Origin of the sequence: Streptomyces sp. NPDC020983 (assembly GCF_044333485.1) — a bacterium.
In the GTDB taxonomy this organism is placed as follows: domain Bacteria; phylum Actinomycetota; class Actinomycetes; order Streptomycetales; family Streptomycetaceae; genus Actinacidiphila.
Genome location: NZ_JBIRRA010000035.1, coordinates 1 through 11614 on the forward strand (window position 1 = coordinate 1; position 11614 = coordinate 11614).

Below are 11614 nucleotides of genomic sequence, written 5' to 3' on the forward strand. Positions count from 1 at the left end.
CATCAACTGGACACCCTGGCACCCCACCCACCACACCACCCCACTCGACCTCCCCACCTACCCCTTCCAGCACCAGCCCTACTGGCTCACCGGACGCACCCCGGGTGCGGTGGGCCCAGGCGGCGGAACAGGGATCGACCACCCGCTGCTCTCGTCCGTCGCCCCGCTCGCGGACGGCGGGGCGGTGCTGAGCGGGCGCGTCCCGCCCGCCGGGCAGGGCGGCTGGCTCAGCGAACACGTCATCGCGGGCACGGTCCTGCTGCCGGGCACCGCGCTGCTCGAACTCGCCCTCCAGGCCGCCGAACACACCGGGGGCGCGCGCGTCGAGGAACTGCTCCTGGAGCAGCCGCTCACGCTGCACGAGTCCACGGTGCTGGACGTGCAGGTCGTCGTCGGCGCCCCTGAGGACGACGCCGTCCGGAGCGTGCACATCTACACCCGCCCGGCGTCCGGCCAGGCGGCGGAGTGGGTACGGCACGCCACCGCCACCCTCACCCCGGCCTCCGCCTCGGCCGGCGAACCCGCACCGGACAGCACCCCCTGGCCACCCCCCGGCGCCCAACCCGTCGACCTCACCGACTTCTACGACCGCGCCACCACCCACGGCTACCACTACGGCCCCACCTTCCAAGGCCTCCACACCCTCTGGCACCACGGCGACGACCTCCTCGCCGACATCGCCCTCCCCACCACCACCCCCCACACCCACACCCTCCACCCCGCCCTCCTCGACGCCGCCCTCCACCCCCTCATCGCGACCGCGGACACCGCCCAGGAGGGCGTGTGGCTGCCCTTCTCCTGGAACGGGGTCACCCTGTACGCGACGGGCGCCACGCAGGCGCGGGTCCGTATCAGCCGGCGGGGCGACGGCGGGCGTGCCCTCACCCTGACCGACGGCGCCGGGCGGCCCATCCTCACCGCGGAGGCGGTCACCACCCGCCCGGCCCGGCTCGGCACGCCCCGGCAGGCCGTGCCCGACGGCCTGTTCGCGCTCCGCTGGACGCCCGCCGCGCCGCTCGCCGACCGGGCGCCGGACGCGGGCCTCGCGGTGGTCTACGCGGCCGCGGAGACGCGGGACGACGACGAACTGGCCTGTGTGCAGAGCGCGCTGACGCTGCTCCAGGAGTGGCTGGCCGCGCCGCGGGCGGAGGAGGAGCGGCTGGTGGTGCTGACCCGCGGTGCGGCCGCCGTGGACGAGGAGTCGGCGGCGGTGCCGGCGGCCGCGGCCGTCGCCGGTCTGGTGCGCAGCGCCCAGACCGAGCACCCGGGCCGCTTCGTCCTGCTCGACCTGGAGGCCGGGGCCGAACTGCCCGCCGACCCCGGGGCGCATCCGCCGATCGCCGACGCGGTGCGCCGCGCGGTCGAACTCGACGAGCCCCAGGTGGCGCTGCGCGGCGGGCGCGTCCTCGTACCGCGGCTGGTCCGCGCCCCCGCGACGCCCTCGCTGGTGCCGCTGCTCGGCCGGGAGGCCTGGCGGCTGGACGCCGCGGGGACGGGCGGTACGGCGACGCTCGACGGTGTCGCGCCGGTGCCCTTCCCGGAGGCGGAACAGCCGCTCGCGCCCGGGCGGGTGCGGATCGCGGTACGGGCGGCGGGCGTCAACTTCCGCGACGTGCTGATCAGTCTGGGCATGGTGCCGGACCAGACCCGGATCGGCGGCGAGGGCGCGGGCGTGGTGCTGGAGGCCGCACCCGACGTGACGTCGGTCGCGCCGGGCGACCGGGTGATGGGCGTCTTCGACGGAGCCTTCGCGCCGGTGACCGTCGCCGACGCGCACATGGTGACGCGGATACCGGACGACTGGGACTTCACGCGCGCGGCGGCCGTTCCGGTGGCCTTCCTGACGGCGTGGTACGGCCTGGTGGAACTGGGCGGGCTGACCGCGGGCGAGCGCGTCCTCATCCACGCCGCCACCGGGGGGGTGGGCACGGCCGCCGTGCAGATCGCCCGCCACATCGGCGCCGAGGTCTACGCCACCGCCAGCCCCGCCAAACACACCGTCCTGGAAGGGATGGGCATCGACGCCCGGCACCGCGCCTCCTCCCGCGACCTCGACTTCGAAGCCGCCTTCCGGGACGCCACCGGGGGCCGCGGCATGGACGTCGTCCTCAACAGCCTCGCGGACGCGTACATCGACGCCTCGCTGCGGCTGCTCGGCGACGGCGGCCGCTTCCTGGAGATGGGCAAGACCGACATCCGCGACCCCGAACAGGTGGCGAAGGACTTCGGACCGGTGGACTACCGGGTGTACGACCTGGTCTCGGACGCCGGCCCGGAACGCGTGGCACGCATGCTCGGCACACTGGTGGAACTGTTCGAGAGCGGGGCCCTGGTGCTGCCGCCGGTCACGGCCTGGCCGCTGGCCCGGGCACGGCAGGCACTGCGCCACATGAGCCAGGCCCGGCACACCGGCAAGATCGTCCTGACCGTGCCACCCCCACTCGACCCCGACGGCACCGTCCTGATCACCGGCGGCACCGGCACCCTCGGCGCCCTCCTCGCCGAACACCTCGTCACCACCTGGAACATCACCCACCTCCACCTCACCAGCCGCCGCGGCCCCCACGCCCCCGGCGCCACCCACCTCACCCAACGACTCCACCAACTCGGCGCCACCGTCACCATCACCGCCACCGACACCACCGACCCCCAAGCCGTCCACACCCTCATCAACACCATCGACCCCACCCACCCCCTCACCGGCATCATCCACACCGCGGGCACCACCCACGACGCCGTCCTCACCGCGCAGACCCCGCAGACCCTCGCGGAGGTCTGGGCCGCCAAGGCGACCACCGCCGCCCATGTCCACCGCGCGACGCGGCACCTCCCGCTGGCCTTCGTCGCCCACTTCTCGTCCGTCTCGGCCACCCTCGGCAACCCCGGACAGGCCAACTACGCCGCCGCCAACGCCTACCTCGACGCCCTCGCCACCCGCAGCACCGGCCACCCCACCACCTCGATCGCCTGGGGCCTGTGGGCCACGGCCAGCACCATCACCGGCAGGCTCGGCGAGGCGGACCTCGCCCGCATGGCGCGCACCGGGGTCACCCCGCTCCCGTCCGAGAAGGCCCTCGCGCTCTTCGACGCCGCCCTGGAGCACGGCAGCCCGCAGCTGGCTGCGGTCGGCCTCGACGTACCCGCCCTCGCGGCGCAGCCCGCGGGCACCCTGCCCGCGGCGATGCGGGGGCTGGCCGCGCGGCAGGGCGGGGCCACCCGGCGGGCGGCCGCGGCCCGGCAGCAGCCCGACGACTGGGGGCGGCGGCTCGCCGGGCTCCCGGCGGCCGACCGGCGCCAGCAGCTGCTGGCGCTGGTGCGCACCAACGTCGCGACGGTCCTCGGGCACGCGGACGCCGAAGGGGTGCTGGAGCAGACGCCCTTCACCGATCTCGGCTTCGACTCCCTGACCGGTGTGGAACTGCGCAACCGGCTGTCGGCGGCGACCGGGCTGCGGCTTCCGGCTGCGCTGGTCTTCGACTTCCCCTCGGCGGGCGCGCTGGCCGACCACCTGCTCGGCCTGCTGGTCCCGGACGGGGAGTCCGGGGCGCAGGCGGGCGCGGACGCGGTGCTCGGGGAGCTGGCGCGGCTGGAGGGGGCGCTCGCGCAGCTGGACCTGCCCGAGGCGGACGCGCGGGCGGTGACAGGTCGGCTTGAGGGGCTGCTGGCGCAATGGAAGGCGGCGTCCGCGCCGCCGGCCGAGGACAGCGCGGCCGACCGGCTCGCGCTCGCCGGCACCGACGAGGTGCTGGCGTTCATCGACCGCGAGCTGGGCTCCTCCTGACGCCCGGCCCGCGACACCGACCAGGACCGGCACCACGACCAGGACCGAACCGACGACTGCGACTGCGACTGCGACTGCGAGAACCGCACCGACACCGCCCGCCCCGACACGTGTGGAGGCCGTGACCGACCATGCCCGACGACCAGAGGCTTGTCGACTACCTCAAGCGTGTGGCGACGGATCTGCACGACACGCGGCGGCGGCTGCGCGAGGTGGAGGACCGGGACCGTGAACCCGTCGCGATCGTCGCGATGTCCTGCCGCTTCCCCGGCGGGGTGGCGTCGCCGGAGGAGCTGTGGGAGCTGGTGGCCGCCAGCCGGGACGCGGTCGGTCCCTTCCCCGCCGACCGCGGCTGGGACCTGGCGGGGCTGTACCACCCGGACCCGGACCACCCGGGGACGACGTACACCCGCGAGGGCGGCTTCCTGCACGACGCCGACCGGTTCGACGCCGGCTTCTTCGGGATCAGCCCGCGCGAGGCGCTGGCCGTCGACCCGCAGCAGCGCAAACTGCTGGAGCTGGGCTGGGAGCTGTTCGAGCGGGCGGGCCTGGACGCGACGGGCCTGCGCGGCAGCCGTACGGGCGTCTTCGTCGGCGCGGCGACCATCGGCACGACGACCTCGGGCGCCCCGGTCCTCAAGGAGTCCGAGGGCTACGCGGGCGCGGCACCGAGCATGCTGTCGGGGCGCCTGTCGTACACCTTCGGTCTCGAAGGCCCGGCGCTGACGGTGGAGACCGCGTGCTCGGCGTCGCTGGTGGCCATGCACCTGGGGATGCAGGCGCTGCGGCGCGGCGAGTGCTCCCTCGCGGTGGCGGGCGGGGTGACGATCATGGCGACGCCCGCGGTCTTCACCGGCTTCGCGCGCCAGCGCGCGCTGTCCGCGGACGGGCGCTGCAAGCCCTTCGCGGCGGCCGCCGACGGCACCGGCTGGGGCGAGGGCGCCGGGCTCGTGCTGCTGGAACGCCTCTCCGACGCCCGGCGCAACGGCCACCCGGTGCTCGCGGTCGTCCGCGGCTCCGCGGTCAACCAGGACGGCGCCAGCAACGGCATCACCGCGCCCAACGGCCCCTCCCAGCAGCGCGTCATCCGCCAGGCGCTCGTCTCCGCGGGCCTGTCGTCCGCCGAGGTGGACGCGGTGGAGGCGCACGGGACGGGCACCCGGCTCGGCGACCCGATCGAGGCCGACGCGCTGCACGCGACGTACGGGGCGCAGCGGCATGCGGACCGGCCGCTGCTGCTCGGCTCGGTCAAGTCCAACATCGGGCACACGCAGGCGGCGGCCGGTGTGGCGGGCGTCATCAAGACGGTGATGGCGATCCGGCACGGGGTCCTCCCGGCGACGCTGCACGTCGACGAGCCGACCCCGCACGTCGACTGGACGTCGGGGACCGTGCGGCTGGTGACCGAGCCGGTGGACTGGCCGCGCACGGACCACCCGCGGCGGGCCGGGGTGTCGTCGTTCGGCGTCTCGGGCACCAACGCGCACCTGATCGTGGAGGAGGCCGTCGAGGAGGCCGCCGGGGACGCCCCGGATCAGCCGGGACCGGACGCCGCCGCGGTCCCGGCCGCGGTGCGGAGCACGCTGGTGCCGTGGGTGCTGTCCGCGCGGGACGCGGCCGCGCTCGCGGAACAGGCGCGCAATCTCGCCGGGTGCGAGGAGGACGTGGCGGAGGCCGGATGGGCGCTCGCGACCGGGCGGGCCCGCTTCGAGCAGCGGGCCGTGGTGCTCGGCAGCGACCGGGCAGGGCTCCGTGCCGGCCTGGAGCGGCTGGCCGCGGGCGAGCCCGACCCGGCGGTCGTGACGGGCACGGCGGGCGCCACGGGCCCCGGCCCGGTCCTGGTCTTCCCCGGCCAGGGCGCGCAGTGGCCCGGCATGGGCCGCGAGCTCCTCGACTGCTCACCGGTCTTCGCCGCGCGCGTCGCGGAGTGCGAGCAGGCCCTCGCGCCGTACGTCGACTGGTCGCTGACCGACGTGCTGCGCGGTTCGGGCACGGCGGGGGCCCCGCACCGCGAGGACGTCATCCAGCCGGCGCTGTGGGCGATGCACGTGTCGCTGGCGGCGGTGTGGCAGAGCTTCGGCGTCACCCCGGCGGCCGTCGTCGGGCACTCCCAGGGCGAGGTCGCCGCCGCGTGCGTGGCCGGGGCGCTGAGCCTGGACGACGCGGCGCGGGTCATCGCGCTGCGCGGCCGGGCGCTGGGCCCGCTCATCGGGCACGGCGCGATGGCGTCCCTCACGCTCGGCGCCGGCGACACCGCGGAGCTGATCGGCGCGCTGGGCCCGGCCGCCGCCGACGTCGCCGTCGCCGCCGTCAACGGGCCGCGCTCCACGGTGGTCTCGGGGCCGCCCGGGGGCGTGGCCGCGGTGCTGGCGGCGGCGGAGGAGCGCGGCGCGCGCACCCGCACGATCGACGTCGAATACGCCTCGCACGGCCCGCACGTGGACCGGGTCCGCGACGACGTCATGACGGCACTGGACGGCATCGCACCCGCCGAACCGGCCGTGGCCTTCTACTCCACCGTCACCGCGGAGCGGCTCGGCACGGCCGCGCTGGACCCCGGCTACTGGTTCGACAACCTGCGCCGCCCGGTCCGCTTCGCCGACACCGTGGGCCGGCTGCTGGCCGACGGCTACCGCACGTTCCTCCAGTGCAACCCGCACCCGGTGCTGACCGCGAGCCTCCAGGAGGTCTTCGAGGACGCCGGCACCGCGGCCACCGCGCTGGCCACCCTGCGGCGCGACCAGGGCGGCGAGCGGCAGCTCGCCCTCGCGCTCGCGCAGGCGCACACGTCCGGGCTGGACGTCGACTGGCGCCCGTGGCTGCGCCGCGGTGCCCGCCCGGGCCGGCCCGTCGGCCTGCCCACCTACCCCTTCCAGCGGCGCCGCTACTGGGTGCCCGCCGGGACGGCCGCGACGGGTGGCGGGCCCACCGCCGGGGTGCGCGCGGTGGACCACCCGATGCTGCCCGCCGCGGTGCCGCTCCCGGACGGCGGGCTGGTGCTGACCGGGCGGCTGCGCGGCGGCGCCGGGTCCGGCTGGGTCGCGGACCACGCCGTGGGCGGCACCGCCCTGCTCCCGGGGGCCGCGCTCGTCGAATGGGCGCTCCAGGCCGCGCACGAGGCCGGCTGCGGCGGGGTGGAGGACTTGGCGCTCCAGGTGCCGGTCGTGGTGCCGGACGCGGGCGCGCTGCGGGTACGGGTCACCGTGGGCCCCGCCGACGCCGCGGGGCGGCGCACGGTCGAGGTCCACACCTGCCCGGACGGCCCCGGCACGCCCGCACCCGAGGCCTGGACACGCCACGCCGAGGGGACGCTCGCCCCCGCGGGCGAACCCGTACCGGCGCAGGACCCGGAAGGCGCGTGGCCGCCGCCGGCCGCGCGGCCGCTGGAGACCGCGGACCTCTACGGGCGCGCCGCAGCGGACGGTTACGGCTACGGCCCCGCCTTCCGCGGTCTGACGGCGGCCTGGCGGGACGGCGACGACCTGCTCGGCGAGGTCCTGCTCCCCGAGGCCGCCGGGGAGGACGCCGACCGCTTCGGCATCCACCCGGCGCTGCTGGACGCCGCCCTGCACCCGGCGCTGCTCGACACGGAAGGGCGGGCGGAGGCCGGGCCCGGGGAGGTGCTGCTGCCCTTCGCCTGGAGCGGCGTGACGGTGTGGGCGACGGGGGCGCGGCGCGTCCGCGTCCGCCTCTCCCCCGCCCCCGGCGGGCGCCGCCTGACCGTCACCGACCCCTCGGGGGCTCCGGTGCTGACCGCCGGGTGCGTCGCCGTACGCCCCGCACGGGCCGACGAGCTGCGGGCGGCGGGCGAGCGGGCGGTGGAAGGGCTCTTCGCGGTGGAGTGGGTGCCGCGGCCCGCAGGAAGCGCGGCCCCCGGCGAGGAGTGGGTCGTGGTGGGCCACGACGACCCGTGGACGGCCCACGCCCGGCCCCCGGGTGACACCGGTGCCGCCTGGGCGGACGCCGCGGACGGCGGGCCGGGCGCCGGGCCGGGCGCCGGGCCGGAGGACACGCCCGGGCCGGAAGGAGCCCACGCCGGTCTCGGCGGGCTGCTCGCCGCCGTGGACGCGGGCGCCGAACCGCCGCGGCTCGTCCTGCACCCCGTTCCGGAGGACGCGGACGGCGGGCCGGGCGCCGCGGAAGGCGTTCTGGCCCTCGTGCACGAGTGGCTGGCCGAGGACCGCTGGACCGGTTCACGGCTGGTGCTGGTCACCCGCGGGGCGGTCGCGACGGGCGACGGTGACCCGGCCGCCGAGCCGGGCGGCGCCGCGGTGTGGGGCCTGGTCCGTGCGGTGCAGGCCGAACACCCGGGCCGTTTCGCCCTGGTGGACCTCGCCCCCGGGACGGATCCGACCGAGGGCCTGGCCGCCGCGGCGGCGTCCGCGGACCCCGCCGAGCCGCAGGCAGCGCTCCGCGCGGGCCGCACGCTCGTCCCGCGCCTGGTGCGGACGGCCGCCCCCGCGGCAGCCGGGCCGGTGGACCTGTCGGGCGGCACCGTCGTGGTGTCGGGCGGGACCGGCGTGCTGGGCGGCGCGGTCGCCGAGCACCTGGTGCGCGCGTACGGCGCACGGCACCTGCTGCTGCTGTCGCGGCGCGGCGCCGACGCGCCGGGCGCGGGCGAACTGCTGGCCCGCATCGCGGAGTCGGGAGCGCGGGCGGAAGCGGCCGCGGTCGACGTGGCCGACCGCGCCGCGCTCGCCCGCGTCCTCGCCGCCGTACCGGACGACCGGCCGCTGATCGGCGTCGTCCATGCCGCGGGTGTGATCGACGACGCGCTCGTGGAGTCCTGGGACGCCGGGCGCCTCGCCCGGGTGTGGGCGCCGAAGGCCACCGCGGCGCGGCACCTGGACGACCTGACCCGTACCGCGCCGCTGCGGCTCTTCGCTGTCTTCTCCTCCGCCTCCGGCGTCGTCGGCAACGCCGGGCAGGCCGGATACGCCGCCGCCAACGCGTGGACGGACGCCCTCGTGGAGCGCAGGCGGGCGGCAGGGCTGCCCGGGACCGGCATCGCGTGGTCGCTGTGGGAGCAGACGTCGGCCATGACCGGGCACCTCACCGGCGCGGGGCTCTCCCGGCTCGGCTCGCTCGGCATGCGCCCGCTGACGACACCGCACGGACTGCGGCTCTTCGACGCCGCACTGCGCACCGGCCACCCGGTCGTGGTCGCCGCCGACCTCGACACCTCCCGGCTCGGCCCTGACGGCCCGTCCGTGCTGCGCGCGCTGGCCCGCCCGGTCCGCCGCCGCGCCGCCGACCCCGACGGCGCCGGGGGACCCGCGCTGGCGGGGCAACTGGCCGGTCTCGACGCGGCGCAGCGCCGGGAGCTGCTGCTCACGACCGTGCGCAGAACCGCGGCCGTCGTGCTCGGCCACTCCTCGCAGGGCGCCGTTCCCGCCGGCGTCGCCTTCAAGGAGCTGGGCTTCGACTCGCTGACGGCGGTGGAGCTGCGCAACCGGCTCGCGACCGCGACGGGGCTGCGGCTGCCCGCGACCCTGGTCTTCGACCACCCCACCCCGCACGCCCTCGCCGCCGAACTGGCGGAGCGCCTGTCCGCCGGGACGTCCGCCACGGTGCGCGCCCCGGTCCCGTCCGCCGCGCGCACCGCCAACGAGCCGATCGCGGTGGTCTCGATGGCGTGCCGCTTCCCGGGCGGGGTGACCTCGCCGGAGGGCCTGTGGGAGCTGGTGGCCGGTGGCCGCGAGGCGCTGGGGCCCTTCCCGGCCAACCGCGGCTGGGACCTCGGCAACCTCTTCCACCCCGACCCCGACCACCCGGGGACGAGCTACGCGTCGCAGGGCTCCTTCATCTACGACGCGGACGGCTTCGACGCCGCCTTTTTCGGCATCAACCCCCGCGAGGCCCTGGCGATGGACCCGCAGCAGCGGGTCGTCCTGGAGACCGCGTGGGAGGCCCTGGAACGCGCGCACATCGACCCGACGAGCCTCAAGGACAGCCTCACCGGCGTCTACACGGGCGTCATGTACCACGACTACGGCACCGGTCTGCCGCCCGGCGACCCGCGGCTGGACGGTTACGGCAACCTGGCAGGGACCAGCAGCATCATCGCGGGCCGGATCGCCTACACCCTCGGCCTCCAGGGCCCGGCCGTCACCGTCGACACCGCGTGCTCGTCCTCGCTGGTGACCATCCACCTGGCCGCGCAGGCGCTGCGGCAGGGCGAGTGCGATCTCGCGCTCGCCGGCGGCGTCACGGTACTGGCGACGCCGGACGTCTTCACCGGCTTCTCCCGGCAGCGCGGGCTCGCCCCCGACGGCCGCTGCAAGCCCTTCGCCGCCGCGGCCGACGGCACCGGGTTCGGCGACGGGGCCGGGCTCGTGGTCCTGGAGCGGCTGTCGGACGCGCGGCGCAACGGCCACCGCGTCCTGGCGCTGCTGCGCGGCTCGGCGGTCAACCAGGACGGCGCCAGCAACGGCCTGACCGCCCCCAACGGCCCCTCCCAGCAACGCGTCATCCGCCAGGCCCTCGCAGCAGCAGACCTGAAACCCGCCGACGTCGACGCCGTCGAGGCACACGGCACCGGCACCCGACTCGGCGACCCCATCGAGGCCCAGGCGATCCTCGCCACCTACGGCCAGGACCGGGAACTCCCCCTGCTCCTCGGCTCGGTGAAATCCAACATCGGCCACACCCAGGCCGCCGCCGGAGTCGCCGGCGTCATCAAAATGGTCATGGCCATGCGCCACGGACGCCTCCCCGCAAGTCTCCATGTCGACGAACCGACACCCCACGTCGACTGGAACAGCGGCGCCGTGGAACTCCTCACCCGCGCCACCGACTGGCCCGACACCGGACGCCCCCGCCGCGCAGCCGTCTCCTCCTTCGGCGCCTCGGGCACCAACGCCCACCTCGTCCTCGAACAGGGCGACCCGGAGCCGCAGCCCGCCCCCGCGGACGACGACACCGGCGACATCGTGCCCTGGCCGGTCTCGGCCCGTACGGACGAGGCACTGCAGGCCGTGGCCGCGGCGCTCGGCGAGCGCCTCGCGGCGGAGGGCGCGTCACCGGCCGTGGACGCCGCGGCCGTGGGGCGGTCGCTCGCCACGACCCGGGCGGTCTTCGAGCGCCGCGCGGTCGTTCTCGGCGCGCGCGCGGAGGAGAGGGCCGCCGCGCTGGGGGCGTTGGCCGCCGGGTCCCCGCACACCGCGCTGGTGACAGCACCGCACAGCACCCCGGCAACCGGCCAGACCGTATGGCTGTTCTCCGGCCAGGGCAGCCAGCGACCCGGCATGGGCGCCGAACTCCACACCCGCTTCCCCGTCTTCGCCGAAGCCTTCGACGAAGTCTGCGCCCTCCTCGACCCCCACCTCCACCACCCCCTCCACGACGTCGTCTTCGAACCCCGCCACGCCGAACTCCTCGACCACACCACCTACACACAAGCCGGACTCTTCGCCCTCCACGTCGCCCTCGCCCGGCTCCTGCAAGCCCACGGACTCCAACCCGACGCCGTCGCCGGACACTCCATCGGCGAAATCACCGCCGCCCACATCGCAGGCGTCCTCTCCCTCGAAGACGCCGCCCACCTCGTCGCCACCCGCGCCACCCTCATGGGCGACCTCCCCCCCGGCGGAGCCATGGCCGCCCTGGAGGCCACACCCGAGGAGACCGCGGAACTGCTCGCCGGCCACCGCGACGAGATCGGCGTGGCCGCCTACAACACACCGACCAGCACCGTCATCTCAGGACCGGCCGGCATCGTCGGCATCCTCGCCGGGACGTGGAAGGAACAGGGACGCAAGGCCCGCGTCCTGAAGGTCTCGCACGCCTTCCACTCCCCCCTCATGGACCCCGTCCTGGAACCCTTCACCCACG

2 protein-coding genes are annotated in these 11614 nt (G+C 76.6%); both read left to right on the forward strand.

The window, feature by feature from the left end; genetic code table 11:
* A partial coding sequence (locus tag ACH4SE_RS36385; RefSeq protein WP_398547873.1) for an SDR family NAD(P)-dependent oxidoreductase occupies positions 1 to 3781 on the forward strand: 3781 nt, incomplete at its 5' end.
* Between the two features lie 131 nt (positions 3782 to 3912).
* Positions 3913 to 11614: type I polyketide synthase (locus tag ACH4SE_RS36390; RefSeq protein WP_398547874.1), on the forward strand; the 7702-nt coding region annotated here is incomplete at its 3' end.